This window comes from Acaricomes phytoseiuli DSM 14247, from assembly GCF_000376245.1.
GTDB classification, from domain to species: domain Bacteria; phylum Actinomycetota; class Actinomycetes; order Actinomycetales; family Micrococcaceae; genus Renibacterium; species Renibacterium phytoseiuli.
This window is the reverse complement of the sequence record NZ_AQXM01000061.1, coordinates 73,721-99,865: the sequence shown is the minus strand read 5'-3', so window position 1 is coordinate 99,865 and position 26,145 is coordinate 73,721. Positions and strand designations below refer to the sequence as shown.

Below are 26,145 nucleotides of genomic sequence, written 5' to 3'. Positions count from 1 at the left end.
GCAGAAGTCCTTTTATTCTGCTATTCAGAATTTACTTCAGGCCCGGAATCTGCGCCGTGCCGGCCGAGTCCTAAATGAAGGGCCCGTTGTCCTGAGCATTGCCCTCTTTGCTGAAAAGATGCTGCAAGTCATGATCGATCTCTTGCTTGCACATCCGGATGAGGTCGAGCTGACGTCGCTGCAGCAACTGCTCCAGCCGCGTGGACGGGACGGCTACGGCGAAGGCCGCTGCTGCGGGGCCTGGTCCGTGGAGCAGGGCCAGGCCTATTGCTGATACTCCGGGTTCGGTGCTGTTCCGGTTGACGGCATAGCCGGTGGTGTGCACTGCGGCTAATTCCGAGTTCAGCGAAAGATACCGATTCTCGCTCATCAGATCACCGGCCAGTTTGGCCCCTTTGGAGCGGTACAGCTGCAGCAGTGTCGCTTCTGGCAGAGTCGCCAGTATCGCCTTGCCGCCGGAGGTCTCGCGGGCATTGAAGACGCTTCCGCGCCGGTCGCCGATGCGCAGCAGGGTGTCGGATTCGATAGTGCTCAGGAAGCTAACCTTTGTACCCACCCGGATCATCAGATTGACAGTCTCGCCGATTCTGCTGGACAGCAACTCCAGATGTGGCTGCGCCAGTCGTCGTAACTCCTTGGCCCAGGCCATCCCCGCTGGCGGCTGGCCGATCGCGGGGCCGGGCAGGTACTCCCGGTATTCGTCCTGGACGGCGAAGCCCCGATACACCAGCATCGCCATCAGACGATGCGCCGTGGACGGGGCTATGCTGAGCTCCGTGGCAGCGTCTTTGATCCGCAGTCGGCCGAGATCGCGCAGCAGCTGGATGAGCCGCAAGGCGTTATCCACGGAGCTCAGTGCATAGCTGGGCCGTTCCTGCTGGTTCGGGGAAGTCCTTTTCCCAGAACGCGGTGAATCTGGAGCCGGGCTAAACTTCTGCATATCAGAATTCTATTGCTGCATTCCCGTAACTGCCGCAAGAGTCGGATCACATATACAGACAAAGGGTCAGTCATGACCCCATCACGATGAAGACGAGGGCTGCGTCGATGGAGACGAAAACAGGAAAGCTACCGGCATTGCCGGAAACCGGTAGCACTCCGGAATTCGCCCTCGGCAAGCGCAAGGCGTTCATCGTGGTCTTCGTCTGCTGGCTGCTTGTGGTCTTCGATGGCTATGATCTCATCGTCTACGGCACCGTGCAGTCATCATTGCTGGCCGAAGCCGACTGGGGCCTGGACCGAGCCAGTTCGGGAACCCTGGGCAGCCTGGCTTTCCTGGGCATGCTCCTGGGTGCTTTATTCGCAGGCCGGATCTCTGACTCCCTAGGGCGTCGCACCACTATCCTGGCGTGCACTATCGTGTTCTCGGTATTCACCGTGCTGTGCGCCTTCGCGCCCAACCCTATCTGGCCTATCTGGTTCGGCCTGTTCCGACTCATCGCTGGCCTGGGCCTTGGCGGTCTCATGCCATCGGTGAACGCTATGGCCGCAGAGCTGGTACCGCCGCGTTTCCGCGCGCTGACCGCTACCGTGATGATGTCCGGGGTGCCGATCGGCGGCTCGCTCGCGGCTTTGCTCGGAATCGTCTTGATCCCCAGCTTCGGCTGGCATTCGATGTTCTTGGTGGCGGCACTGGCCCTGATCGTCGTGCTGCCGGTCGCGTGGAAGGTGCTGCCCGAGACTCTGCGCACGAAGCCCGCCGCGCAGGGTTCCCCGGCTGCGGTAGAAAGCGGTTTTCGGCAATTACTGCGCCCGCCTTATCGATCTGCGAGCCTGCTCTTCGCGCTGGCGACACTTGGCGGGCTTTTCGCCTGGTACGGCTTGGGCATCTGGCTTCCGTCCCTGATGCAGACTGCCGGGCATGACCTGGGCTCGGCTCTGACGTTCGCGCTTGCGCTTAACCTCGGTGCGGTGGCAGGATCACTGCTCTCGGCGGCGGCCGGGGACCGTTTCGGCCCGGTCCGGGTGGCTATGGTGACCGCGGCGATTGCCGCTGCCGCCCTGGCTGCTCTGCTGTTGAATCCGCCGACCGCGGTGGTCTACGCGCTCCTAGTACTCGCGGGTATCGGCATGCACGGTACACAGTGCCTGATCCTCGCGGCGATCGCCAACCTTTACCCCTCCCAGCTGCGTGGTACGGCCCTGGGCTGGGCGCTCGGTGTGGGCCGGATCGGTGCCGTTGCTGCTCCACAGGTCGGCGGGTTGCTCTTGGTTGTTGGGCTCGGGGTCAATGCGAACTTCCTGGTCTTCGCTATCGCCGCGGCGCTCGCTTCCATAGCTCTGAGCGTGATCTTCGGCCTTTCCCGGCGCAGCGAAGCACTCTAACCCCCGCTCTTCCCGCTGAGTGTTCGGGTGTGGTGACTTAGAGGAGCTCTAAGTCACCACACCCGAACACTCAGCGCCGGATTTACAGAGCTTCCCGGAGGACCCCGGCGAGCCGGCGAACCCCTTCCCGGATCTCTTCCGTGCCCACTGCGCTGAACGCTAGGCGGAGCGCACTGCTGTGCTCCGCGGTAGTGAAAGCAGCTCCCGGCACGAAGACGACGCCGGCGTCGATGCCCTGCTGTAGTAGCGGGTACGTGTCGATATGCTCGGGCAGGCTGAGCCAGACGAAGAACCCGCCCTCCGGGCGGTTCCAGCTCACACCTTCCGGCATGTATTCCTCGAGCGCTTCGAGCATCGCGGAGCAGCGCTCCCGATACAGCTCGCGGTAGCGCTCGATCTGCCCGAGCCAATCATGGTTGCGCAGATACTCAGAGATCAACATCTGATTGAAAGTCGGCGGGCACAGGGTCACCGCCTCATTGGCCAGGTAAAAGCGCTGTTTGAACGCCGGGGGCACAAGCGCCCAGCCCACCCGCAGCCCCGGAGCGAAGATCTTCGAGAACGAACCCAGATAGATCACGTTCTCGAAGTCCCTGGCGCGCAAAGGGGCCAGCGGCTGACCGTCGAATTTGAGCAGGCCGTAAGGGTTGTCCTCCAGCACGAGGATCCCGGCCTCCTGGCAGATCTCGATGATCTGAACACGCCGTTCTTCGGCGAGCATCGCACCGGAGGGGTTGTTGAAATTCGGGATGGTATAGAGCAGCTTGATCCGCTTGCCCTGATTTTTGAGCTCGTGGATGCGCTGCCGCAGAGCATCTGGGATGATTCCCTCGTCATCGACGGCGACCGGTTCGAGCTCTACCTGGTAGACCTCGAAGGTATTGAGCGCACCCACATAGGTGGGGTCCTCGACCAGAATCACATCGCCCGGATCGCAGAAGATTTTAGCGGCGATATCTTGCGCGGACTGCGATCCGGCGGTGACCACGACATTCTCCGGATCAGCATCTGTGATGCCCTCGGCAGCCATGACCTGGCAGATCTGCTCGCGCAGCTCCGGGGTGCCCTGGCCGCCGCCGTATTGCAGGGCAGTGAGCCCTTCTTCGCTGATGATCCTCGCGGCAGCTTCCGCGAGTTCCGGTAAGGGCAGGGACTGAAGATAAGGGTTGCCTCCGGCCAGGGAGATGAGCCCCGGGCGCATCGAGATCTCGAAAACATCGCGCACGGCGGACTGCTTGATGTTCTCGGCGCGCGCCGAGAACATCTCAGCGGCGGCCGGTCCGGTCAGGGCCTGGGAAACTGGGGGAAAAGAGCTATTGGATGTCACCCCCACAGCATAAGCCGACGGAGCGCTGCTGCGCTTACGGGGATCCTCCCGAGGCCTCTTTCAGTTCCCCTCCGATGTGTTCCGGGATTGTTTCAGTGAGGTAAAGAGTCACGCGGTGTGCAAGAGATGAACGGTAGACCGCAGCACATTGTGCTACATTTCACTCCAATGTGATGCACGCAACATTGGTAATCAGGGATTGCTGATCTGCGGTTCAAGAAATCCACTTCCAGGATTTTCCGACAGCGCATCCGGTTTTTCCGTTGAGAGGATAGATCATAGTGTCGCCCATAAGTACCATTCCAGATAGTCAGCCGCTGGACCCCAAGGGGCGGCTGAAACGCTGAGCCCGGCACCGTGTTCATCTATCTGCTCAAGCGGGCTATCCGCTATCTTCTGATGATCTTCGTGACCACTTCGGCCACGTACTTCCTCGCTGTCTCGACTATGCGCCCGGCATTGCTGGAGCAGGAGAAGATCCCGCGGCCCACCGACGAACAGATCCAGCAGAACTTCGCGAACCTGGGCCTGGACCCGTCGAAGAACCCCTTGGAACGCTATTGGGAGTGGTTCCTGGGGGTCTTCACGCGCTGGGACTGGGGCCGGAGCCCCTCCGGAGCCTTCGTCAATGCCGAGTTTGCGGACCGGGTCTGGGTCTCCGCCCGGCTGTACATCGTCGCGATGATCCTGACCATTGTGATCGGCGTGGCCCTTGGTGTCTATGCCGCCGCCCGGCAGTACCGCCTGGCAGACCGGATCATCACCGGCTGGAGCTACTTCGTATACATCCTCCCGGCGCCCATCGGGTACTTCCTGATTCAGCTCGGGGCGATCCAGATCAATGAGGCCGCGGGCAGCCAGATCTTCTATGTCACCGGTATCTCTACAGTGGGTGTCGAACCGGGGTGGCCGGCGTTCTGGGATATGGCCGCCCATTACGTGGTCCCCACCTTCGCGCTCACGGTGCTTGGCTGGCAGGCCTATCAGATCTCGCAACGGCAGTATCTGCTGGATAACGTCAATGCCGACTTCGTGCGCACGGCCCGGGCCAAGGGGCTCACCCGGAACCAGGCAATACGCAAGCATGGGCTGCGAGTTTCCTTCATTCCGGTGGCCCAGTCCATCGCCTTCCAGGTTCCGCTCGTCTTCATGGGAGCCTTCTTCGCGGAACAGATCTTCGCCTGGCCCGGTATCGGCCTCTGGGCGATCGATGTGATCAGCAAAGCCGATGTCAATGCGACGGTGGCGACGGTGGCCTTCGGCTCATTGGTCTTCGCGATCGGTGCGATTCTGGCTGATCTGGCGACGAGTGTCGTCGATCCGAGAGTGAGGGTCTCATGACGCAGCCCAATATCCCGGACCCATCCGATGAGCGCACGGAGGAACGGCTGGCGGCGAAAACCGCCATCGGTGATGCGGTGATCAGCAAATCCCGGATCATCCTGCGTCGCTTCCTGCGCAACCGCACCGCAGTCGTCGGCCTGTGCATTTTCCTCGCGCTTTTCCTCTTCTCCACCGCCGGAGCGTTTCTGCAGCAGTGGGAGAAGACCACGATCGACCCCTTCAGCATTGGCATGGGGCCATCGGCTTCGCACTGGTTCGGCACGACGCAGTCCGGCCGGGATCTCTTCGCGCTGCTAGTCGAAGGCACCCGCACCTCGATCATGATCGGCTTGGTGGTCGGTATCGGCAGCGCGCTGCTCGCCGCGGTCTACGGCTGTACCATGGCGTACTTCGGCGGCCGCTTGGAGCGGATCATGATGCTGATCCTGGAAACCCTGATCATGGTGCCCACGATCCTCATCGTCGCGGTCGTGACGAGCGGCAGCGGGGGGCTGCGCCAGGCACTGCCCGGTTGGTTGCTGCTGACCATCGTGCTGCTGGCTTTCGGCTGGATGGGCGCGGCGCGTCTGATCCGGGCGATGGGGAAGTCGCTGATGAGCAGGGAGTTCGTCAAAGCGGCCCAGTTCATGGGCGTGCACCCTTTCAAGATCGTCTGGCGGCATATGGTGCCCAATATCGGCTCTCTGCTGGTGCTGGAGATCACGCGCGGGGTGACCGTGGCGATTCTGGCTGAGGTCGCGTTCTCCTTCATCGGCATCGGCATCAAAGACCCGGATATCAGCTTGGGCGTGCTGATCGGCCAGGCTTCCTCACAAGTGAATTCTTTCCCCTGGATGTTCTGGTTCCCGCTGCTGACAATGTTCTTGCTGACCGGTTCGCTGTCGATGCTCAATGACGGCCTCCGGGACGCTTTCGATCCGGGATCCAGCTCGGTGGGGCGCGTGCGCAAGCCTAAGCTTCAGGGCCGGGTGGCTTCCGAACGCAAGGATAAGAGCAGGATGGGCGCAGCATGACAGCAGCGGAAACAGTGACTCGGACTCAGCAGCCGGAGGCGGTGCTGAGCGTGCGCGATCTCAGGGTCAGCTTCAACACCGAGAACGGCATCAACCAAGCAGTGCGGGGGGTCGACTTCGACCTCTACCGGGGCAAGACCCTGGGCATCGTGGGCGAATCCGGCTCGGGGAAATCGGTCTCCTCGCTGGCGATCATGGGCTTGCTGCCGGAGACCGCGGACATCACCGGCTCGGTGTTGTACCGCGGCCGGGAACTCCTGGGGCTCAGTGATCGCCAGATGTCCCGGTACCGGGGCAATGAGCTCGCCATGGTGTTTCAGGATCCGCTCTCCTCGCTGACCCCGGTGCTCACCGTGGGTGATCAGATCATCGAGGCGCTCACCGTGCACAACCCCGGAATGAACCGGGCGGCCAAGCGCAGCCGTGCCGTGGAGCTGCTGGATCTGGTCGGCATCCCCAGCCCCCAGGAGCGGCTCAAGGCCTTCCCGCATGAGTTCTCCGGCGGGATGCGGCAGCGAGTGATGATCGCCATCGCCATCGCGAACAACCCCGATGTGCTCTTCGCCGATGAATGCACCACCGCCCTGGATGTGACGATCCAGGCGCAGATCCTCGATGTGCTCAAGGCCGCGCAGCGGGAGACGGGCGCCGCGGTGGTCATGATCACCCACGATCTGGGGGTCGTCGCCGGGATCGCGGACGAGATCATGGTGATGTACGCGGGGCAGCCGGTGGAGCGGGCCACGGCGGAGAGCCTTTTTCGGGCGCCCCGGATGCCCTACACCCTCGGGCTGCTGGGGGCGATTCCCCGGGTGGATACCGTGGCGCGGCATTCCCTGGTGCCGATCAAGGGCACCCCGCCCAATCTGACCGATCCGCCGCCTGGTTGCTCCTTCGCCGCACGCTGCCCGATCGCCACGGATGAATGCCGGCACGGCGAGATCCCGATGCTCCAGGTGGATCCGCAGCATGAGGCCGCCTGCCTGAAAACCGAACAGCTGCGCGATGCCGACAGCGCACGGGACATCTACCCGGTGCCGGAGATCGAGACTTCGGAGCTCGTTGCCGTTCCGCGCTCGGAACGCCAGGTGGTGCTTCAGGTTCAGGATCTGGTGAAGCATCACCCGCTCATGAAAGGTGCGCTCTTCAAGCGCCGGGTGGGCACGGTGAAAGCCGCCGATGGGTTGAGCTTCGATATCCGCGAAGGCGAGTGCTTCTCCATCGTCGGCGAATCCGGCTGCGGGAAGACGACCACTCTGCTGGAGATCATGGAGTTCGATGCGGACCAGGTGGGTACCGTGCGGATCGGAGACACCGAGAACCATGGTATCACCAAGGCTGAGGTGCGCAGCAAGGTCCGCAAGGACGTGCAGATGGTGTTCCAGGACCCCACGGGTGCACTGGACCCGCGATTCACGGTCTTCGAGACGCTCTCCGAACCGCTGGAAGGCCGTGGCCTGAGCAAGTCTCAGATCCGGGAGCGGGTGCTGGAGCTCATGGAGCTCGTGGGTCTGCAGCCGGATTTCGTGAATCGCTTTCCGAACCAGTTCTCCGGTGGGCAGCGGCAGCGGATCGGGATCGCCCGGGCGCTTGCGACGAACCCCAAGCTGATCGTCTTGGATGAGCCGGTTTCGGCCCTGGACGTTTCGGTGCAGGCCGGGGTGATCAACCTCCTGGAGCAGCTGCGCGTGGAGCTGGGGCTGAGCTACCTCCTGGTCTCCCACGATCTCTCCGTGGTACGGCATATCTCTGATCGAGTGGCCGTGATGTATTTGGGCAAGATCGTGGAGATCGGTCAGGTGGATCAAGTCTTCGATAACCCGCAGCACCCGTATACCCGCGCTCTGCTCTCCGCGATCCCGATTCCGGATCCGGTGGCCGAGCGCAGCCGCGAGCGGATCGTACTCAAAGGGGATCTGCCGACCCCGCTCAATACTCCTGAAGGCTGCGTTTTCCGGAGCAGGTGCCCCATTTACGTCATGCTGCCGGAGGCCAAGCAGGAGCAGTGCCGGGCGGAGATGCCGCCGTTGTTCGATGCGGGGCCGGATCACCGGCAAGCGTGTCTTTTCCCGGAGGAGGAGCTCGATGTGGCGGTGCTGGCGGGCTGATCCGGCGGGAAAGCAAGCAAGACAGTAAGTACTAGAAGAGATCTAGAAAGACCAGAGAAGACCTAGAGAAGACTAGAAAGGAAGGCAGGTACAGGGATGAAAATGTCATGGAAAGTTGCCGGGGCCGCGATGATGGGCTCGGCGTTGTTCCTCACCGCGTGTGGTTCGGGCGGCGGCCAGGGCCAGGGCGGCCCGGATGCGGGAGCGGCGCAGAGTGCTGGGGCGGATATCAGCTCATTGGTGAGTATGAACACCCAGCCGCGGGAGAACTTGCAGGACGGCGGCAGGGTCACTCTACCGGTGCTGAATATCGGCCCGGATTTCAACCGCAATAGCCAGAACGGTAATAGCAGTGCCAATGTTCTGATGCTTGGGGTTTACAACACCGCGGCGACGCAGGGCTGCTGGACGTATCAGCCCGATGGCACCGCGGTGCTGAATCAGGATTTCTGCCAGTCCTTTGATTCCAGCACTGAAGACGGCAAGCAAGTGATCACGATCAAGGTCAACGATCAGGCGGTCTGGAACGATGGCACGCCGATCGCTGCCGATGCTTTCATCAATACCTGGAAGATGCGCAATGGCGAGGACCCCTCGATCAATATCGTCACCCCGGGCCTCTATGGCAATATCGAGTCCGTGGAGCAGGGCGCAACGCCCAAGGATGTCACGGTGACGATGAAGCAGCCGAGCTATCCGCTCGCCGATATCTTCGGGACGATCATCAACCCGAATATCAACACCCCGGAGATCTTCAATAACGGCCTGGTGGGAGACCCCAAGCCCGAGTGGGCTGCGGGGCCGTTCAAGCTGGAGAATTACGACTCCTCGGCCAGGACCATCTCCTTCGTCCCGAATGAGAACTGGTGGGGTACTGCGCCGGTGCTGGACCAGCTCGTTTTCCGGCAGATGGAGGACAGCGCCTCGATCGCGGCTTTCCGGAACCAGGAAATCGATGCTGTTGATGGGCGTACGCTCAACCGGTACAACCAGTTGCAGGGCAGCCCCAATAGCGAGATCCTCCGAGGGCAGAGGCTCTTCGCGGGTGGGCTGAATATCAACCCGCAGCAGGCGCCCATGGATGATGTCGATGTCCGTGAAGCGATCTGGACCGCGGTGGATCGGCAAGCGATCGCTGCGATCCGCTACCAGGGCCTCAACTGGGAGGAGACCACTCCCGGTTCCATGATGCTCATGCCGTTCTCGCAGTACTACCAGGACAACTGGCCGGTCACCGAGTCCGGACCAGCGGCGGCGAAGCAGGTGCTGACCGATGCCGGCTACACCGAGGGCTCCGACGGGAAGATGACCAAGGACGGCCAGCCGATCAGCTTCCGGATCACGAACTTCGGTGATGATCCGACCGGAATCGCTTTGGTTCAGACCCTCCAGCAGCAGCTCAATGACGCCGGTATGGATGTCAGTATCGACCAGCGCGGTAACAACGAGTTCGGCCAGGTGCTCGGGCAGCGCAGTTTCCAGCTGACCATTTCCGGGTACACGGTTGGATCAGATGCTACGAGCGCAGTCAAGCAGTACTATGACTCCCAGACCGGCGCGGTCAAGACCGGGGATGCTGAGCTGGATCAGCGGATCGCTGACCTGCAGGGAATCGCCGATGACGCGGAGCGCAACAAGGCCGCTATGGAGGTGGAGAAGGATCACATGGCGAAGTACTACACCATGGGCGTGCTCTTCAACGGCCCGCAGATCATCTTCGCACGGACCGGCCTTGCCAATTACGGTGCCTCTCTGTTCCAGGACAGTGGCTATGTCGACTGGACCCTGGTGGGCTGGCAGAACTAGTCACACCAAATAAAGATACCCCTGGGCTTTTGATGACCATCAAAAGCCCAGGGGTATCTTTTTGCCCGGAGTCAGGCGCTGAGCAGCTTGTTCAGTGCCTCGGTGAGCTTTTCTGTGACCTCGGCATCCTCGCGCGGATGCGCTTCGGCGAATCGGCTGAGCGAGCTGGGGATGGAGAGCTTCACGTCTTCCACCACGGTTCCGCCGGCGATCTGCAGAGCCTTCCGGGCCTCATCGTGCGCCCAGACTCCGCCGTACTGACCCAGCGAGGTGCCGATCACTGCTACCGGCTTATTCTTGACTGCACCATCGGCATAAGGCCGGGACAGCCAGTCGATCGCGTTCTTTAGAACCGCGGTGATGGTGCCGTTGTACTCTGGGGTGAAGAAGATGACGGCATCTGCTGCGGCCACAGCTTCACGGAGTTTACCGGCGACCTCCGGAGCGCTTCCCGGCTGATCGATGTCCTCGTTGTAGAACGGCAGTTCCCCCAACCCTTCGAAGATTTCTACGCGGCTGCCCTCCGGTGCCAGCTGCTGCGCGGCCTCGGCGAGTTTCCGGTTGGTGGAAGCTTCGCGCAAGCTGCCGACAAGAGCCAGGACGGTGCGATCAGACATAAAACACTCCTTGAGTAAAAACACCAAGAGCCCGATCGGAGGTATCGCTGGGTTCAGCGATCAGACCGGCGGGCTCATAATCGAGAAAGGTGGCTATAGAAACGTGAACGGCCGCCTCGCTGATCGAGGTCCGGTGTGCCTTGGGGGGGGTAGGCACACCGGACCCCGATCAGCGAGGCGGCTGTTTAGTTTGGCTACCTTATTAATTACTAGTTTAGAGGATATTGATCCCAATATTACTAGTTTAGAGGATATTGATCCCAATGCGAATCAGATCAGGGCGAACCAATCTTGTGTGAGCTCCATCTCATGTGCTAAAGCTACTGAAGGATTCACTATTTTCCCGCCAGCAACGTTAAGTCCGCTGGCCAGGGCAGGATTTGCCATCAAAGCATCCTTGGCGCCTTTGTTAGCAAGCTCTGACGCATAACGTAATGTTACATTCGTTAGCGCATATGTCGAGGTATTAGGAACCGCCCCGGGCATATTGGCAACGCAGTAGAAAAGCGAGTTATGCACCCTGAAGGTCGGCTCCTCGTGAGTTGTGGGCCGACTGTCCTCAAAGCAACCGCCCTGATCCACGGCAATATCCACCAACACGGATCCCGGCTTCATACGTGCGACCAGTGAGTTCTTCACCAATTTAGGTGCTTTGGCGCCGGGGATCAGCACCGAGCCGATTACCAGATCTGCCTCCAGAAGAGATTTCTCGATTTCCAATGCATTGGATGCGATAGTTTTGAGCCGGCCCTGATGGATCGCATCCAGTTCGCGCAGCCGGTTGATATTGATATCCAGAATGGAGACTTCCGCTCCCAGGCCAAGGGCCATGGTTGCCGCATTGGTGCCGGCGACTCCCGCGCCCAAGACCACTACTTTAGCGGGCCGCACTCCAGGTACGCCGCCCAGGAGCACCCCTTTCCCTCCCGCCGGCGCGGTCAGAGACTGGGCCCCGACCTGTACCGATAGCCTGCCGGCAACCTCGGACATCGGCGCCAGAAGCGGCAGGGCCCTGCCTTCTTGGACGGTCTCATAGGCGATCGCGGTCACACCGGAACGAACCAGCTCTGCGGTCAGCTCGGGTTCGGCGGCCAGGTGCAGGTAGGTGAAGAGGATGAGTCCCGGGCGGAAGCGGTGGTATTCATCGGCGATCGGCTCTTTAACCTTCATCACCATATCGGAGCGGGCCCAGAGTTCATCCGCGGAATCGATCAGCTCGGCCCCCGCGACGGCGTACTCTTCGTCGCTAATGGAGGAGCTGATTCCCGCGCCGCGCTCGATCAGCACGGTGTGCCCGTGGCTAGTGAATTCGTGCACTCCTGAGGCAGTGATGGCTACCCGGAATTCGTTGTTCTTGATCTCTTTCGGGATCCCGATGATCATCGTGCCTCTTCCCTGGTGCTGATGCGCGTTTAGCGGCTGAATACGAAACAGAGAAGAGGGCGGTTCAGGACAGTTCAGGCATCGCGCACCACTGCGCAAGGCTGTGACTCCAGTTCGGTTCCCCTGCTTTCTCTTGAATCTCCAGGATAGTCGCGAATGTGAGCTAGTGAACGTTGTGTCGGTGCTCGTGATTGGCAAAAATACCGGAAATACAGGGAATAAATCGAAAAGTATTCGATATATGTCGAATCTGAAAGCATCGAATGTCGTATTCTGTCGATATGCAGAACCGGGATATCGAATCCGTCGTGGAGACCATTGCGCTGCGGCTCGGCCGGGGCCTGTCCCTGGAAGACCTTGACGGGGTGCTGCTCGCCTACAGCTCCAATCAAGATGAAGCCGATCAGGTGCGGGTGAAGTTTCTGTTGAGTAAGCAGGTTCCCTGGGATGTCAGCCAGTGGCAGCTTTCGCACGGCGTAGCTGAAGCGGTGCGGCCCGTGGTGATTCCCGCGAATGATCAGCTAGGCATGCGGGGCCGGGTCTGCGTGCCGCTGATGGTACGAGGATTTCGGGTCGGCTATCTCTGGGTGCAGCAGCGCGAAGGGGAAGAAAGCGCCACCAGTATCCTGGGGCAGCTGCCGCAGGTTGGTGATCAGCTGGAACTCCTTGCCGGCTTACTCCTGGACTCGAATACAGCCAGCTCGGAGGTTAGACAACGGCGGGAGCGGGATTTTCTCGCCGCCTGCCAGGGCGACCCTGCCCTACTCGCTAGTGTCGCGGGCTGGCGTGAAGTGCATAATCGCGGGCCCTGGCAGCTCATCTGCCTCCTGGAGCTCAATAACGCTGTGGCAGCAAAGGAGGCCGGGCCGGCGCTGACCGAACCGGAAGACCCGCTGGCCGCAGCGCTCACCCATCGCACCGCAGCGTTGCAGGCTACGGTGGGGCTGGACGCGATCCTCTTTAGCTCGGGAACGGATACCCATGCGGTACTGCTCGCCCAGGCGCAGCCGGGGCAGGTGCATTATGCCTCAGCGATGGTCCGGTATCAGCGGGAACTGAGTAAGCGCCTGGGGCGATCCGCAGGCCGGGTGGTTCTGGGGGGCAGCGAGGCTTTTGCTGGGATGGCTGCTCTTCCGGAGGCGTACCGGGAGGCGAAGGTCTCGGCGCAGGCGGCTGCTGTAGACCCCGGATTGGGGGAGTTTGTGGAAGCCGCGACGGCTGGGGTGTATCAGCTGTTCGCGGCTCAGCCAGCTCCGCGTCGATATTCAACCAATTACCGCCGGCTGGTCGAGCAGGACCGCAACCGGGAACTGCTGCCCGTTCTGGAGCTGCTTTACGATAACAATGGCTCAGTGCAGCACGTGGCCGAACAGCTTCATCTGCACAGAAGTTCGGTGTACAACCGGCTCTCCCGGGTGCGGTCGATCCTCGGTTCTGACCCCTTGCGCGGCCGTACTCGCCTGGAGTTGCATACCGCGCTCAAGGCTGAGCGCTGGGCTCGTCACCCCCGACTTTGAGCCGCGGTTTCCTGCTTTTCGCTGGGGTGCTCGCTCGGTGTGCGGATGGCATTGATGAGGTCGTTGAGGAAGGTGGCGACGGTTTCCAGCTCGGCCTCGCTCAGGCCATCGGTCACGGCGATCATCCTCTGATGCATCTCGTCGAGTGTGCTGCGAACTTCTTCATCGCTTTCTACGGTCGGCTCGATGAGCGTCGCGCGGCGATCCTGAGGGTGCTTCACCCTGCGGACGTGCCCGCTGCGCTCCAGCCGGTCGACCAGGATTGTGGTCGACGCGCTGCTGATGCGCAGGAGCTGGGCGAGGTCCCTCTGCAGGACGGGCAGATTCTCCTTGTAGCACTTCATGACGTAGCGCAGGGCGATCAGGTCCGTTTCGCCCATGGCCATCGATGAACGGATATGCGCCCGCATCGTTTTCTCTTCCTCGCGGTAGTGGCGCAAGAGATTGAGTACATCAACTGCTGTGGGCCGATAGGCGTGCTCGTACCAGTAACCACTGCTTTTAGTGGTTACTGCCGGGCTGTTGGTGATAGTCATTGCGCCTAGTGTCCTCAATGTTCTCGACATGGTTCTCGACATGGTTCTCGACAAGAATCAACAGTGCCTATATTACCTAGTAGAACTAGTGAGTTGTAAAACTAGTGGCTAGATAGTCTAGCTATTTAGTTATTAGATTTTTTCTTATTACTAGTTGACGAGGCTTAGGCAGATTATTGAGCATCCAAGTACCAGCGCCACCGAACTCATCCGTAGATGAGCCAAGCAGGGCCGGAGTGACGATCGATGGCCCAGGAGCTGAGGTCGCATCAGCCATTCCCCTTGCGGATCCTCAGCCCGAAGCTGTTCTCGAAGAGGCGAACCCGGAGGATGCCATCAAAGAGGCTGAGGATATTCTGACCCCGCCGCTGCCACATAAGAACATCCTGGTACAGGCGAGTTTCACTTCGCAGGAACTGGCGAGCCAGATCGAAGGCGTTCAAGATGCCACGGTGAACATCGAAGCATCGGAGGGGCTGCTGATCCTTGAGTCCAGGATGGATATGAAACCTGCGGCGTCACTTTCACATGTCTCCCGGGCCATGGAGGTCATCGTCATTCCGGCGATCGAGCGCACCTTGGATCACAAGATCACGGAAAAGACCATCCATTACCAAGTCGCCGAGGAAACTCGCGAAGCCTCCTGAAGAAGAGCCCCGAAGCCCCTAACGTGACCTGACGTAAGAGGGCGGACCTCAGGCCCGGCTCGTTATGCTTTCGCTCTGGTCGGCCGCTTCGGGCTGAGCCTGCCGATAGTCGGTAAGCCGTTTCTTCGGCAAGAAGAAGGTCACCAGGAAGGCGACTGTGACGAGCCCCGAAGCGCAGAGCATGACCAGGTCGATGGACTGCGCGAACCCCTCCCGAATCGGTTTCGTAAGTTCTGGATTCGCAGAACGCAGCCAGGAGGTGTCATCGAGGCTGAGCGCACCGCCTTCGCCGGCATTGGCCATGAAATCCAGGAACTTCTTGTTATCCGGATCGGCGAGCGTCGCCGGGCTCCGCAGCAGAGCCGTATAAGCCGGATCCCGGAGGGCATCGCCCATCAGGCTCGCTACCTTATCCTGCGCGGCGATGAAAAGCACCGAGAGGAAAACGGCGGTGCCCACGGTGCCGCCCATGGAGCGGAAGAAGGTCGCAGTGGAGGTCGCTACCCCCATGTCCTTGGGTGGAACCGCCAATTGCATGGAAAGAGTCAGCGGCTGCATGCAGAAGCCCAGGCCAAGGCCGAAGACGATGGCGATCCCACCGGGCACGAGCAGCGAGGTATCCGCTCCGAGCAGCAGCCCCATGCTCAGCGCGGAGACGGAGAGCAGGAAAGTGCCCATGATCGGGAAGATCCGGTAGATCCCGGTCCGTGAGAGGGTCTGCCCGCTCGTGACCGAACCGATCAGGATGCCTATGGTGAAGGTGATCATCATCAGACCCGCCTCGGTCGGCGTGAGGCCCCTGACGATCTGCAGGTACATCGGCAGCATCGCGATAGCGCCGAACATGCCGATGCCGATGATGAAGTTCAGTAGTGCGGAGATGCCGAAGGTGGGAATCCTGAAGAAGCGCAGCGGGATCAGCGCGGAGTCCCCGGCGGCGCGCTCGACGAGCACGAAGGCCGCCAGGCCGATGAACCCCAAGCCGAAGAAAAGCAGCGAATTGGTCGAAGTCCAACCCCATTCCCTGCCTTGTTCGGCGACGACGAGCAATGGCACCAGGGCCAGGGTGATAGCTGCCGCTCCCCAGTAGTCGACCCGCTGCTTGACGTTCTTACGGGGCAGGTGGAGGTACCTCCAGACTACGGCGAATGCGGCTATCGCGATGGGCACATTGATCAGGAAGACCCAGCGCCAGCCTTCAAGGCCCAGGATCTGTTCCGAGCCGGCGAAGAAGCCGCCGACCACCGGGCCGATGACCGATGAGATGCCGAAGATCGACATGAAGTACCCCTGGTACTTGCCGCGATCCCGGAGCGGCACCATATCGCCGATGATGGCCAGCCCCAATGACATCAGGCCGCCGGCGCCGAGCCCCTGGAGGCCGCGGGCTATGGCCAATTCGGTCATGGAGTGGACGAAGCCGGAGTAAACCGATCCGAGCAAGAAGAGCACGATCGCGATGAGGTATAGCGGGCGGCGGCCGAAGATGTCGGAGAGTTTTCCGTAGAGCGGGGTGGTGACTGTCGAGGCGATGAGATAAGCGGTGGTAGCCCAGGCCTGCAGGGAGAGGCCGTTGAGATCATTGGCGATCGTGTAGATCGAGGAGGACACGATGGTCTGATCGAGGGCGCCGAGGAACATGCCGAGCATCAGGCCTACCAGAACGGTCATGATCTGACGGCGTGTGTAGACGGGTGGAGCCTCGTGGGCGGCTGGCTTGGTTGCGGTGCTGGCGACGTGTGACATAACGAGTCTTCCCAGGAGCATTCATGCTCTTAGATTCGAGGGCTTCGAGGTGGTCAGGACATGAAATTAGTTGCTTTAGGAAAGCAACTATATTCCTATGTTGCCCTCGTGCGGAAAAATAGTCAACGTTGAATACTGTGATGTTCACTCTGAACAGATCTGCCAAGCAGATGCCCCTGCTCAGGAGTGAAGCCGATACCGTAGTATCTTCTGCAGAAGGACTGAGACCAACGCCATAATCGCAGCAGAGTAGCTGCAAAGTAGCTGCAAAAGGGGAACTGTTGCTTCACGATCCACCAGCATCTGCGCAGCCGGCGGCAGCTACCGGTCCAGCCGCTCTCAACGAACCCACGGCCAGAGTCAAGCCCCTCTGGGTAGCGGCTGTCGTGCTGGTCAATGTAGGTATCAACGCAGCGTTCTTCGGCCCCATCCAGGTGCTTCTGGGGAATCAAGCGATTGCTTTCGACGAAGGCCGCAAAGAAGCTATCCTCGCCCTGGTGACCAGCTGCGGTGCCGTGATCTCGCTCTTCGCCAATCCGCTCTTCGGGGCTTTCTCGGACCGGACCACTTCGCGCTTCGGCAGAAGGGTTCCCTGGGTGGTGATCGGCGCTGCGATCGGCGCTTCAGCACTGCTGGGGCTTTCGATCGCGCCGAGTGTGGCGATGATGGCGCTGTTGTGGTGCTTCGTCCAGCTCGGCTGCAACGGCATGCTCGCGGCCATCACCGCGGCTATTCCGGATCGGGTGCCCCTGCGCAACCGTGGGGGAGTGGGCGGCCTGGTGGCCATGGGCACGGTGATCGGCATCCTCTGCGGCGCTGCAATCGGCGCCATTGTCGGTGAGAATTTCGCCCTGGGATACGTGCTCTGCGCTGCAGCGCTCGTCGCCGGCCTGCTGTTGTATCTGTTCCGGAGCGATGACGTACCGCTCTCCCGGGACGATCGCGAGCCCTTCAGCTGGGCCGGCTTCCTCTCCGGCTTCTGGATCAGCCCCCGGCGTTATCCAGATTTCGGCTGGGCCTGGTTGACCAGGTTCCTGGTTCAGCTGGGAGTCCAGCTCTGCATCGTCTACCTGCTGTTCTTTCTGCGCGATCGGATCGGCTACCCGGCCCCTGAACTCGGAGTGCTGATTCTCACCGGTCTTTTCAGCCTGCTCACCTTGATGACCGCCGCTATCGGTGGATTCTGGGCGGACCGCGTCGGCCGGGTCAAGCCTTTCGTCATCGCATCGTCTGGGATGATCGCCGCGGCGGCGCTCACACTGGGGTTCGCGCCGACGTGGCCCGGTGCGCTGATCGGGGCTGCGCTCCTCGGCATCGGCCAGGGCGTCTACCTCGCGGTGGACTTGGTGCTGCTCACCCAAGTCCTACCGGCAGCCGCCCACCGGGGTAAGGATCTCGGTGTGATCAACGTGGCCAACTCCCTGCCCCAGGTGCTCTCCGGCGTCCTGGCGGCGTTCTTCGTAGTCGTCATCGGCAGCTATGTCGTGCTGTACGCGGTCGCCGGTATCATCGTTGCCCTAGGGGCGGTTTTCGTGCTCAAGATCAAGGGCGTGCGCTGAGCCGCCGCGGCACCGACCGGATCGCGTGACGGGGAACTTACCAATCAGTAACATGACGGTATGCATCTGTTGCTGCGCACGATCTTTCACCTGATCCAGGCGATGCTCCGGCCTGCGATGAGCCTCTGGGGACACTCTTCGGTGCGGATGCGGGCCTGGCCCACGGATATCGACATCGCCGGGCATATCAACAACGGCATGTACTTCTCCCTGATGGACCTGGGCCGCTTCGACCTCATGGTGCGTAGCGGTATGTGGAAGCGCATTAGGGCGCGCGGTTGGCGACCCGTGATGAGCGCGGAGACCATCTCCTTCCGCCGCTCCATCGACCTCTGGCGCCGCTACAGTATGGAATCCCGGGTGCTCGGCTTTGATGCGAAAGCCATGTACTTCGAGCAGTGCATGGTGGTCAAGGGCCAGATCTATGTCCGAGCTGTGATGGCGATGCGCCTGGTCGACCGCAAGGGTAGGCCTGTGCCCAATGCAGACCTCTTCGAGCTCATCGGTGCGCCCCCGGCGGATCTGCAGCTGCCGGAATGGGTGGACAGCTGGCGTGCCGATACCGCATTGCCGGGAGCGCGGAAGCCCGCCCCTTTCACCTGGTGATCGGTTGAGCGGACTCCAGCGACGGCCGTCGCTATCGGCTACTACCGGAGCTGGCCTATCTGAGCTGGTCGGTGAGGTCGAAGCGGTATCGTCGCATCGCCTCGGCGATCCCGAACTGTGCCGGGAAAAGTTCGGGAGGGTCTTTGCGCACCAGAGCTCCGCCGCAGGATTCGATAGTCCGGGCAGAACCGATATTCGAATCCCGACACGTCACAATGGCCTCGGGTATACCCCTGAGCTTCGCCTCATCGAGCGTGAACCGCAGCGCCATGGCAGCCAGGCCCCGGCGCCGCGCCGAGGGTCGGACGCCGTAGCCGATATGCCCGCCGGCCAGTTCGAGATACTCATTGCCCAGGGTGTGCCGCAACGATATCGCGCCCAGGTACTGCTGCCCCTCGATGATCCAGAAGCTGGTCTGGTGCACGAAGCCTTCCGGTACGGCGAAATCGTCACGCGCGAAATCGTTGAGCAGCTTCACCCAGGCCGCGAACCCCGAAGGCTGCTCGAGATCCAAGCTGAACTCATCAGCCAGAAAGGTGGAAGCGCCGTCCTGATCCGGAGTGCCCCATTCGGCTAGACTCTCCAACCAGGAGTGATGGAATTGCACTGCCGGCGGGATCAGGCGGATCGGAGAGTTCATGGGAGTATTCAATCAACCGAATACTTGATCAGCCGTGAACCGCCATGATGAATCGCTCCAGCCGGTGGTGCAACCCGGCGATCTGTTCCCGGCGGTGCGCCTCCGGGTCCGCCGGTCGCAGACTGGCAGGTGGTTCGGTGCGGGCATTCGCCGAGCACTGGAACCCGGAGCAGATCAGTGTTCCCACGGTGTTCCCATCCCGGCCGGAAGGCCCTGATTTACGGGCCACGTAAAGCAGCGCCTCCACATCGCTGCGAACATCCCGGCAGAGCTCGCAGAGCACCTTACGCGCCCGGCCCCCGGACTCGGGCGCACGCAGCAGCACTCCGGTGAGTCCCGAAGTGCTGGGGTAGAGCAAATAACCGCGCTGCGGCATCTTGGGATCTCGCCAGCCGAGGTAATCCAGGGAATCCCAAGGACGCTGCTCCAGATCGGCGGGGAAAGTGATGGCTTTGACCTCGCTGCGCGAGGCGTTGATGAAACTGCGACGGATCTCGTCGGGGGTGATGCTGTGCATGATGAAAGACGCTTTCGCATGAAAGTCTGGGAAGCCGCTGGGCAGGACTAACCTCCCGGCTGCTCTGGTCAGCTCATTGCGCCGCATCGGGTGGCGTCAGTCGGTGTGACTGCTCAGCCGATAAGAGTGAATTCTCTGAGCGGCGCGGAGCCCGAGATCAAGAGGGCCAGCACGGCCGCCTCGCTTCCCGCGGTGTTTCCGCCTCCATCGAAGTTTCAGACAGCTCGAGGGTACCACTCATCACTGCTGATTGATAGAGCTTTCTGATGCTCGCTCAGAGCCAACCGGTAGTCTGGGTCAATGATGGGAACGTATCTGGAAATCGATATTCCCATGCGCTGGGGTGATATGGATGCCTATGGGCATATCAACAACGTCGAGATCGTGCGGATGCTCGAAGAAGCCCGGGTGCATGCCTTTGGGCGGCCTGCGGGCACCGGAGCACCCGGCGTGGAGCCGGAATTCCCGGTATTCCCCGACCTGCCTGCAGGGGTGCAGATCTTGGTAGTGGAGCATTGGATCAAATACCGTGCCCCGTTGCGATACCGTAACATCCCGGCGAAAGTTCAGGTCTGGATTACCGCGCTCAAACCGGCCTCTCTGACTCTAGCATATCGGATTAGCGATCCTGTCGATGGAGTCGAATGCGCGCTCGCCGAAACGGTCCTGGCTTTTTACGACGAACCCGCTGGGGTTCTCAGGCGGATCGACGCAGCGCGCAGAGCTTCGCTTGAACCGCTGCTCGGCACCTCGATCTTCCCCCGCTGATCCCTCCGCTGAGTGGTCGGGTACGGCGGCTTGCTGCGCTTCTAAGCCGCCGTACCCGACCACTCAGCGGGTGGGTCGGAAGGCGTAGGCTTGGCTCATGAGCGATAAGCCTGCAGCAGACCAGCCCAGCGCGGACCAGGACCAGTTCAGTACCCAAGGCGCTTATGTCCACACCGGGGAGGAGTTCGTCCGGGATACGAATTACATCGAGGATCGGATCACCCGGGATGCCGACGCCGGGCCGAACGGGGAGCCGGGCTGGCCGGTCGAGCCGGGCCGTTACCGTCTGGTGGTAGCGCGGGCCTGCCCCTGGGCGCACCGTGCCACCATCGTGCGGCGGCTACTGGGCTTGGAGGACGCGATCTCGCTCGGCATCTGCGGGCCCACGCACGATTCGCGGAGCTGGACGTTTGATCTCGACCCCGACGCCAAGGATCCGGTGCTGGGCATCGAAAGGCTTCAGGAGGCCTATTTCCAGCGATTCCCCGACTACCCGCGCGGCATCACGGTGCCCGCAATCGTCGATGTTCCCAGCGGCGCGGTGGTGACCAATAACTTCCCGCAGATCACTCTGGATCTCAGCACTGAATGGGTCGATTATCATCGGCCCGGAGCTCCGGACCTGTACCCGGAAGAACTCCGGGAGGAGATCGATGAGGTGAGCAAGCGGATCTTCACCGAGATCAACAACGGCGTGTACCGCTGCGGTTTCGCGGGTTCCCAGGAATCCTATGACAAGGCCTATGATCGGCTCTTCGCCGCACTGGACTGGCTGGAAGAGCGCCTCTCCGGCCAGCGCTACCTGGTCGGGGACAGCATCACCGAGGCCGATATCCGGCTCTTCACCACGCTGGTCCGCTTCGATGCGGTGTATCACGGGCACTTCAAGTGCAATCGCAATAAGCTCACCGAAATGCCCGTGCTCTCGGCCTATGCCCGCGATCTCTTCCAGACCCCGGGTTTTGGGGATACCGTCAACTTCGAGCAGATCAAGCAGCACTACTACATCGTGCACACCGATCTGAACCCCACGCAGATCGTGCCCAAGGGCCCGGAGGAAGATGTCTGGCTCGCCCCGCACGGCCGGGAAGCGCTCGGCGGACACCCCTTCGGCGACGGCACTCCGCCGGAGCGCGCCGCCACCGAAGCCTAGGAGTCCGTGGGTTTTGCCGGAGGTTTCCCCGGAATTCAACATCGCTTCAGTCCTATTTTGAGACGTAGCGGGGCTGAAGCCCGATGATGGAACTGTGCTTGATGCGGTGTGCAATGCGGCGCGTGAAGTAACCGAACGGTCGGCCGGCCATCGGGTCTTCGTCGCGATCGGCGATTCCTTCACCGAAGGGGTGGGTGACGACGCCCCGCACCTGCCCCATGGCGTCCGAGGCTGGGCGGACCGAGTCGCTCAGGAGCTGCAGGCCCGGGATGATTCGTGGCGTTACGCGAACTTCGCCATCCGGGGTAAGCGCCTGGAGCACGTGATCTGCGAACAGCTTGAGCCGGCACTGCGTCTGCGCCCAGAGATCGTGAGCATCTACCCCGGTGGCAACGACTTACTGGCCCTGCGGGCTGATCTTCCCGCGTTGATACGCCGTTATGATGCGCTGGTTCAGCGGGTGCGCGAAAGCGGAGCGCAAGCGCTGCTTTTCACCGGATATCCGGTTCCGCTTTCACCGCTTCTGGAGCCACTCAAACTCCGCAACGCCGCTTATAACGCAGGTGTCCGGAGTATCGCCCACCGTTACGGTGCCATGCTGGTCGATTACTGGTGCTTCGAGCAGTTCCAGGATCTGCGGATGTGGGCTGATGACCGCCTGCACATGTCGACCCGCGGCCATATCTATCTGGCCGCCAAGGTCCTGGAGATCATCGGGATTCCGCACCGCTTGGAGTCCGCCCCACTAGGCCAGCCGCCGAAGTACACGCGCTGGCAGCAGGCGCGTTCCCGGTGGGATTGGAGTCGCAGGCATTTCGCTCCCTGGCTCGGCCGCCGTTTGCGCGGGGTCTCCAGCGGCGACGGGCTTGGCCCGCGCTACCCCGCACCGATTCAAGTGCCGGTTCAGCGTGTTAACGGCTCAGCTCTGCCTGGACCGAAAGGGCAGGCGGCCGCGACGCCTTCGCCCATCGTGCACGCTTAATAATTATCGATTAGCTAACACAACTGTTTCTTAATTGCATGAGGCTAGGCTAATCTTGGGTTAGTTTGGTTAGCCTAACCAAGTCTAGAGGGGCTGGACTGGTACGTGACAGTCGGGCACCCACACTGCTTTACAGACCATTCAGTGCACAACGTGAGAACCTGAGGTACCTATCGTGAAGTCAGCCCGCCGATCTTTTGCCATCGGCTTCTTCGCTATCGCCGCAAGCGCTAGCCTCGTCCTTTCCGGTTGCTCGACGAGCACGACTCCTTCCGGCGACGCTGCCGGCACGGGTTCTGCCGGCACCGGAGCCTTTCCGGTCACGCTCCAAAGCGCCCTCGGCGACGTCACGATCGAGCAGCAGCCGCAGCGCGTGGCCACGGTCTCCTGGGTCAACGACGACGTTGCCCTTGCGCTCGGTGTAGTGCCGGTGGCTATGCCCACAACGACCTGGGGCGGCGATGAAAATGGCCTGACCCCCTGGAAGGCGGCCAAGCTTGATGAGCTAGGAGCCTCGCTGGGCAGCGATAACGCTCCGACTCTCTACCCCGAGGAATCCGCGCAGATCAATTTCGATGAGATCGCCAAGGCCCAGCCGGATGTCATCCTCGCGGCGTACTCCGGGCTGAACCAGGAGAGCTACGACAAGCTCGCGAAGATCGCCCCCGTGGTCGGTTACCCGGAGAAGCCCTACGGCACCTCCTGGCAGGACAGCACTAGGCTGATCGGTCAGGCACTCGGCAAGAACACCGAGGCGGAGAACCTCATCAACAGCACGCAACAGGCGATCTCGGACAAAGTCCAGCAGTTCCCTCAGCTCGCCGGAAAGACCTTCATCGCCGGTAACATCGAGGCCCAGGCGCAGGCCGGGGTTAGCCTCTACACCCCCCAGGACAACCGCCCCCGGTTGCTGACCGAAATGGGCATGACCATGGCCCCGGTCGCGGCGCAGGCCACTCAGGGTTCAGATGCTTTCTTCGTCGACTGGTCCCGAGAGAAGGCCAATGAGCTCGACTCCGATCTCTTCATGACCTGGCTGCCGGATGGCATGACCGCAGAGACCCTGAAGAATGACCCGCTGATCGGCCAGATTCCGGCGATCCGGAACGGCGGCCTGGTGGCCACCGAAGACAAGACGCTCAGCCTCTCCTTCTCCGCAGCGTCACCGCTTAGCATCCCGTGGATGCTGGACAGCTTCGTCCCGCAGCTTGCAGCTGCGGTCGATGCCAGTGCTGCCAGCTCCAGTAGCAGTAACTGAGTAGTCAACGAGTTCCAGCATGAGTACTGAAGTCAGCCAGGCCGCCGGCCGGCTGGAGGCCGGCCCGGCTCGGGCGGCCCCCAGCCGGCTCGGCTCGGCTCGCTCGGGTCCGGGCGGATCAGCCCCGGCCCGGCTGATTTCGGCCGGGCTGTCCCAGCGCATGCTGGTGCTCGGAATGCTGGTCATCGTATTGCTCGTCGCATGCTTCGCCTCCGTGGCCATCGGCGCGCGAGCGGTTTCGCTACCAACAGTATTCGACGCACTCGGCAATCTCGGCCAGCCTCTCAGCAATGACGACTGGGCGGTGGTCCACAACCGGATCCCACGCACAGTGACTGGCTTGCTCGTTGGGGCGTGTCTGGGCCTGGCTGGAACCTCGATGCAGGGGCTCACCCGTAACCCGCTTGCCGACCCAGGACTTCTGGGGGTCAACGCCGGTGCCGCCCTGGCCATTGTCAGCGCAGTGGTCTTCTTCGGCGCCGTACAGCCGCTGAGCTACGTCTGGTTCGGTTTCCTTGGTGCGGCCTTCGCCGCCGTCGTAGTCTATTCGGTGGCTAGCATGGGGCGGGAAGGTGCCACTCCGGTTAAGCTCGCCCTCGCGGGAGCGGCGCTGACCGCCGGGCTGTTCTCTCTGCTCAACGCTTTGCTGGTGAGCAACCAGGACGCCCTCACCGCATTCCGGAACTGGCAAGTGGGCTCTCTCGCGGGGAAGGACTGGGAGCAGATCCTGACTCTGCTGCCTTTTATGCTGGCCGGTGTGCTCCTGGTGCTCGGCACCGGGCGTTGGCTTAACGGACTCGCCCTGGGCGATGATCTCGCGCGCGGGCTAGGGCAGAACCCGGCTCTGGCCCGGGGCGTGAGCGGTCTCGGAGTAGTGCTGCTGTGCGGCTCCGCAACGGCCCTGGCCGGCCCTATCGCTTTCATCGGTCTGGTGGTGCCGCATCTGCTGCGGACGCTCATCGGCACTGACTACCGCTGGCTACTGCCCTACGCAGTACTCACCGCACCGATCATCCTCTTGGCGGCGGACGTTCTCGGCCGGGTGGTCATGCTCCCCGGTGAAGTCGCCGCGGGCATCCTGACCGTCTTCATCGGCGGCCCCATGTTCATTGTCTTGGTCCGCGCTCGGGGAGCGGTGAGCCTATGAAAACCGCCCAGGAACTCCCGGTGGCCCGGGAACTGCCTGCCGAGTCTTCCAAGGCCGGGGAGAGCGCCTCTGTGTCCGCTGCCATCGGCAGGCTTCAGCAGCAGCGGAACCGAACCCGCAGGCACACCGTGATGGTCGGCGCCGGTCTCGGGGCAGTGGTGCTCGGGCTCTTCGCCATACTCGTTCTGCTGGGCCGATTCATGGTCAGCGTGCCGGATTTCTTCGCGATCCTCTTCGGCGAGAACATCCCCGGTGCGTCCTTCATCGTGATGGAGAGCAAATTGCCCAGGGCGCTGCTCGGGGCACTGGTGGGAGCCGCTTTCGGAGCCGCCGGGCTCATTTTCCAGACGCTGCTGCGGAACCCGCTGGCCAGCCCGGACATCATCGGAATCTCCAGCGGTGCCAGCGCCAGCGCGGTGCTCGCGATCGTGCTCTTCGCAGCAGGCGGTACCACGGTATCGGTGCTCGCGATCGTCGGCGCAGTGATCGTCGCCTTGCTCATCAGCATGCTCTCCCGGCAGCATCACGGTCAGCAACTGGAGCGGCCGGGCTCGGCCGGCAGCAGGCTGATCCTGATCGGCATCGCGATCGCCGCAATGGCGCAAGCGGTGGTGATCTTCTTGATGCAGCGCGCTGAATTCGCGCGGGCGCAGGAAGCACTGGTCTGGACCATCGGCTCTCTCAACCCGGCGAACTGGGAACGAGTGGGCGCTCTGTTCATCGGCTTGGCGGTCCTCGCCCCGTTTGTCATCGGTATGGCGACCCGGCTGGGTATCTTGCAATTAGGTGATGACGCTGCGGCCGGGCTGGGGGTCAGGGTGGGGCGCAGTCGAATGGGCCTGATCCTGCTGGGTGTAGTGCTCGCGGCACTCGCGACCGCCGCGGCAGGCCCCGTCGCCTTCGTGTCCTTTCTGGCCGGGCCGATTTCCCGGCGGCTACTGCAGGGCCGGGTGAATCTGGCCGTTGCCGCGCTGGTGGGCGCCGCTATCGTGCTGGCGGGTGAGTTCATCGCCACCAATCTGATTCCAGGCGGCCCCTTGCCGGTGGGCGTCGTGACCGGAGCCGCGGGTGCACCCTTCCTGCTCTGGCTGCTGATCCGCAGCAACCGCAGGGAGAACAGTGTCTGAGCAGAGATCACCCCAGCAG

General features: G+C 61.9%; 23 protein-coding genes. 15 read left to right on the top strand and 8 right to left on the bottom strand.

Translation table 11 applies throughout. The features are described 5' to 3' along the window. Positions 1 to 70: 70 nt before the first annotated feature. Complete coding sequence (locus C501_RS13000) at positions 71 to 940, bottom strand: IclR family transcriptional regulator (RefSeq protein ID WP_083906589.1); 870 nt, start codon at positions 938 to 940, stop codon at positions 71 to 73. A gap of 107 nt (positions 941 to 1,047) precedes the next feature. Here C501_RS13000 and C501_RS0109130 point away from each other — a divergent pair, with 107 nt between their 5' ends. Continuing rightward, entirely contained in the window at positions 1,048 to 2,325 is a 1,278-nt protein-coding gene (locus C501_RS0109130) for an MFS transporter (RefSeq protein WP_018135322.1), read from the top strand. 82 nt (positions 2,326 to 2,407) lie between these two features. Here C501_RS0109130 and C501_RS0109125 read toward each other — a convergent pair whose 3' ends face one another. Then, a complete protein-coding gene (locus C501_RS0109125; RefSeq protein ID WP_018135321.1) occupies positions 2,408 to 3,589 on the bottom strand; it encodes an aminotransferase-like domain-containing protein in 1,182 nt (393 codons plus the stop codon). A 420-nt stretch (positions 3,590 to 4,009) separates the two neighbouring features. Here C501_RS0109125 and C501_RS0109120 point away from each other — a divergent pair, with 420 nt between their 5' ends. The 4 genes from C501_RS0109120 to C501_RS0109105 all read left to right on the top strand — a co-directional run bounded on the left by C501_RS0109120 (position 4,010) and on the right by C501_RS0109105 (position 9,923). Then, positions 4,010 to 4,993 carry an ABC transporter permease gene (locus C501_RS0109120; protein WP_018135320.1) on the top strand — a complete coding sequence of 328 codons (984 nt, stop codon included), beginning with the start codon at positions 4,010 to 4,012 and terminating at the stop codon, positions 4,991 to 4,993. Then, the gene (locus tag C501_RS0109115; RefSeq protein WP_018135319.1) at positions 4,990 to 6,009 is read left to right on the top strand and encodes an ABC transporter permease; all 1,020 of its coding nucleotides are present in this window, start codon (positions 4,990 to 4,992) and stop codon (positions 6,007 to 6,009) included. The genes C501_RS0109120 and C501_RS0109115 overlap by 4 nt, the downstream gene beginning before the upstream one ends. Continuing rightward, complete coding sequence (locus C501_RS0109110; RefSeq protein ID WP_018135318.1) at positions 6,006 to 8,117, top strand: dipeptide ABC transporter ATP-binding protein; 2,112 nt, start codon at positions 6,006 to 6,008, stop codon at positions 8,115 to 8,117. The genes C501_RS0109115 and C501_RS0109110 overlap by 4 nt, the downstream gene beginning before the upstream one ends. Positions 8,118 to 8,213: 96 nt before the next feature. Beyond that, on the top strand, positions 8,214 to 9,923 hold the full coding sequence (locus tag C501_RS0109105; RefSeq protein WP_026174780.1) for an ABC transporter family substrate-binding protein: 1,710 nt from the start codon (positions 8,214 to 8,216) through the stop codon (positions 9,921 to 9,923). A gap of 71 nt (positions 9,924 to 9,994) precedes the next feature. Here the strand turns inward: C501_RS0109105 and C501_RS0109100 are convergent, their stop codons facing one another. Then, positions 9,995 to 10,540, bottom strand: coding sequence for an NAD(P)H-dependent oxidoreductase (locus tag C501_RS0109100; RefSeq protein WP_018135316.1), 546 nt, complete (start codon positions 10,538 to 10,540; stop codon positions 9,995 to 9,997). Between the two features lie 270 nt (positions 10,541 to 10,810). Beyond that, positions 10,811 to 11,923, bottom strand: a complete 1,113-nt coding sequence (gene ald, locus C501_RS0109095; RefSeq protein ID WP_018135315.1) for an alanine dehydrogenase — start codon at positions 11,921 to 11,923, stop codon at positions 10,811 to 10,813. 263 nt (positions 11,924 to 12,186) lie between these two features. Here ald and C501_RS0109090 point away from each other — a divergent pair, with 263 nt between their 5' ends. Beyond that, positions 12,187 to 13,440, top strand: a complete 1,254-nt coding sequence (locus C501_RS0109090; protein WP_018135314.1) for a PucR family transcriptional regulator — start codon at positions 12,187 to 12,189, stop codon at positions 13,438 to 13,440. On the opposite strand, the gene C501_RS0109085 is transcribed toward C501_RS0109090, so the two are convergent. Next, complete coding sequence (locus C501_RS0109085) at positions 13,425 to 13,976, bottom strand: MarR family winged helix-turn-helix transcriptional regulator (protein WP_018135313.1); 552 nt, start codon at positions 13,974 to 13,976, stop codon at positions 13,425 to 13,427. The two genes, C501_RS0109090 and C501_RS0109085, sit on opposite strands and share 16 nt — an antisense overlap. A gap of 236 nt (positions 13,977 to 14,212) precedes the next feature. Here C501_RS0109085 and C501_RS0109080 point away from each other — a divergent pair, with 236 nt between their 5' ends. After that, entirely contained in the window at positions 14,213 to 14,623 is a 411-nt protein-coding gene (locus tag C501_RS0109080; protein WP_018135312.1) for a hypothetical protein, read from the top strand. A 48-nt stretch (positions 14,624 to 14,671) separates the two neighbouring features. On the opposite strand, the gene C501_RS0109075 is transcribed toward C501_RS0109080, so the two are convergent. Continuing rightward, positions 14,672 to 16,369 (bottom strand): MDR family MFS transporter, encoded by a 1,698-nt coding sequence (locus C501_RS0109075; protein ID WP_018135311.1) that lies wholly within the window; start codon positions 16,367 to 16,369, stop codon positions 14,672 to 14,674. Positions 16,370 to 16,650: 281 nt separating this feature from the next. Between C501_RS0109075 and C501_RS0109070 the strand changes: the two genes are divergently transcribed. Beyond that, positions 16,651 to 17,928 carry an MFS transporter gene (locus C501_RS0109070; RefSeq protein WP_018135310.1) on the top strand — a complete coding sequence of 426 codons (1,278 nt, stop codon included), beginning with the start codon at positions 16,651 to 16,653 and terminating at the stop codon, positions 17,926 to 17,928. Positions 17,929 to 17,988: 60 nt separating this feature from the next. Further along, complete coding sequence (locus C501_RS0109065; protein ID WP_018135309.1) at positions 17,989 to 18,534, top strand: thioesterase family protein; 546 nt, start codon at positions 17,989 to 17,991, stop codon at positions 18,532 to 18,534. Between the two features lie 55 nt (positions 18,535 to 18,589). On the opposite strand, the gene C501_RS0109060 is transcribed toward C501_RS0109065, so the two are convergent. Together C501_RS0109060 and C501_RS12995 are read right to left on the bottom strand one after the other, a co-directional pair. Beyond that, the gene (locus C501_RS0109060) at positions 18,590 to 19,174 is read right to left on the bottom strand and encodes a GNAT family N-acetyltransferase (protein WP_018135308.1); all 585 of its coding nucleotides are present in this window, start codon (positions 19,172 to 19,174) and stop codon (positions 18,590 to 18,592) included. A 28-nt stretch (positions 19,175 to 19,202) separates the two neighbouring features. Beyond that, positions 19,203 to 19,691, bottom strand: a complete 489-nt coding sequence (locus tag C501_RS12995) for an FBP domain-containing protein (RefSeq protein WP_043568727.1) — start codon at positions 19,689 to 19,691, stop codon at positions 19,203 to 19,205. A gap of 300 nt (positions 19,692 to 19,991) precedes the next feature. Between C501_RS12995 and C501_RS0109045 the strand changes: the two genes are divergently transcribed. The 6 genes from C501_RS0109045 (at position 19,992) to C501_RS0109020 (ending at position 26,126) form a co-directional block, all read left to right on the top strand. Further along, positions 19,992 to 20,459 carry an acyl-CoA thioesterase gene (locus C501_RS0109045; RefSeq protein ID WP_018135306.1) on the top strand — a complete coding sequence of 156 codons (468 nt, stop codon included), beginning with the start codon at positions 19,992 to 19,994 and terminating at the stop codon, positions 20,457 to 20,459. Positions 20,460 to 20,556: 97 nt separating this feature from the next. Continuing rightward, the gene (locus C501_RS0109040; RefSeq protein ID WP_018135305.1) at positions 20,557 to 21,612 is read left to right on the top strand and encodes a glutathione S-transferase family protein; all 1,056 of its coding nucleotides are present in this window, start codon (positions 20,557 to 20,559) and stop codon (positions 21,610 to 21,612) included. Between the two features lie 94 nt (positions 21,613 to 21,706). Next, positions 21,707 to 22,594, top strand: a complete 888-nt coding sequence (locus C501_RS12990) for an SGNH/GDSL hydrolase family protein (protein WP_018135304.1) — start codon at positions 21,707 to 21,709, stop codon at positions 22,592 to 22,594. Between the two features lie 175 nt (positions 22,595 to 22,769). Then, positions 22,770 to 23,852: an iron-siderophore ABC transporter substrate-binding protein gene (locus tag C501_RS0109030; protein ID WP_018135303.1), complete on the top strand. Its 1,083-nt coding sequence runs from the start codon at positions 22,770 to 22,772 to the stop codon at positions 23,850 to 23,852. A gap of 19 nt (positions 23,853 to 23,871) precedes the next feature. Next, complete coding sequence (locus C501_RS0109025) at positions 23,872 to 24,999, top strand: FecCD family ABC transporter permease (RefSeq protein ID WP_018135302.1); 1,128 nt, start codon at positions 23,872 to 23,874, stop codon at positions 24,997 to 24,999. Then, a complete protein-coding gene (locus C501_RS0109020) occupies positions 24,996 to 26,126 on the top strand; it encodes a FecCD family ABC transporter permease (protein ID WP_018135301.1) in 1,131 nt (376 codons plus the stop codon). Before C501_RS0109025 ends, C501_RS0109020 begins: the two co-directional genes overlap by 4 nt. Positions 26,127 to 26,145: the final 19 nt, after the last annotated feature.

Bases quoted from the DNA above. Each gene is read 5' to 3' on its own strand.
- C501_RS0109045 (WP_018135306.1), top strand. From the start codon at position 19,992: ATGATGGGAACGTATCTGGAAATCGATATTCCCATGCGCTGGGGTGAT.
- C501_RS0109130 (WP_018135322.1), top strand. From the start codon at position 1,048: ATGGAGACGAAAACAGGAAAGCTACCGGCATTGCCGGAAACCGGTAGC.
- C501_RS0109065 (WP_018135309.1), top strand. From the start codon at position 17,989: ATGCATCTGTTGCTGCGCACGATCTTTCACCTGATCCAGGCGATGCTC.
- C501_RS0109075 (WP_018135311.1), bottom strand. From the start codon at position 16,369: ATGTCACACGTCGCCAGCACCGCAACCAAGCCAGCCGCCCACGAGGCT.
- ald (WP_018135315.1), bottom strand. From the start codon at position 11,923: ATGATCATCGGGATCCCGAAAGAGATCAAGAACAACGAATTCCGGGTA.
- C501_RS0109020 (WP_018135301.1), top strand. From the start codon at position 24,996: ATGAAAACCGCCCAGGAACTCCCGGTGGCCCGGGAACTGCCTGCCGAG.
- C501_RS0109125 (WP_018135321.1), bottom strand. From the start codon at position 3,589: ATGTTCTCGGCGCGCGCCGAGAACATCAAGCAGTCCGCCGTGCGCGAT.
- C501_RS0109110 (WP_018135318.1), top strand. From the start codon at position 6,006: ATGACAGCAGCGGAAACAGTGACTCGGACTCAGCAGCCGGAGGCGGTG.
- C501_RS0109100 (WP_018135316.1), bottom strand. From the start codon at position 10,540: ATGTCTGATCGCACCGTCCTGGCTCTTGTCGGCAGCTTGCGCGAAGCT.
- C501_RS0109105 (WP_026174780.1), top strand. From the start codon at position 8,214: ATGAAAATGTCATGGAAAGTTGCCGGGGCCGCGATGATGGGCTCGGCG.
- C501_RS0109040 (WP_018135305.1), top strand. From the start codon at position 20,557: ATGAGCGATAAGCCTGCAGCAGACCAGCCCAGCGCGGACCAGGACCAG.
- C501_RS13000 (WP_083906589.1), bottom strand. From the start codon at position 940: ATGCAGAAGTTTAGCCCGGCTCCAGATTCACCGCGTTCTGGGAAAAGG.
- C501_RS12995 (WP_043568727.1), bottom strand. From the start codon at position 19,691: ATGCACAGCATCACCCCCGACGAGATCCGTCGCAGTTTCATCAACGCC.
- C501_RS0109025 (WP_018135302.1), top strand. From the start codon at position 23,872: ATGAGTACTGAAGTCAGCCAGGCCGCCGGCCGGCTGGAGGCCGGCCCG.
- C501_RS0109060 (WP_018135308.1), bottom strand. From the start codon at position 19,174: ATGAACTCTCCGATCCGCCTGATCCCGCCGGCAGTGCAATTCCATCAC.
- C501_RS0109085 (WP_018135313.1), bottom strand. From the start codon at position 13,976: ATGACTATCACCAACAGCCCGGCAGTAACCACTAAAAGCAGTGGTTAC.
- C501_RS0109115 (WP_018135319.1), top strand. From the start codon at position 4,990: ATGACGCAGCCCAATATCCCGGACCCATCCGATGAGCGCACGGAGGAA.
- C501_RS0109090 (WP_018135314.1), top strand. From the start codon at position 12,187: ATGTCGTATTCTGTCGATATGCAGAACCGGGATATCGAATCCGTCGTG.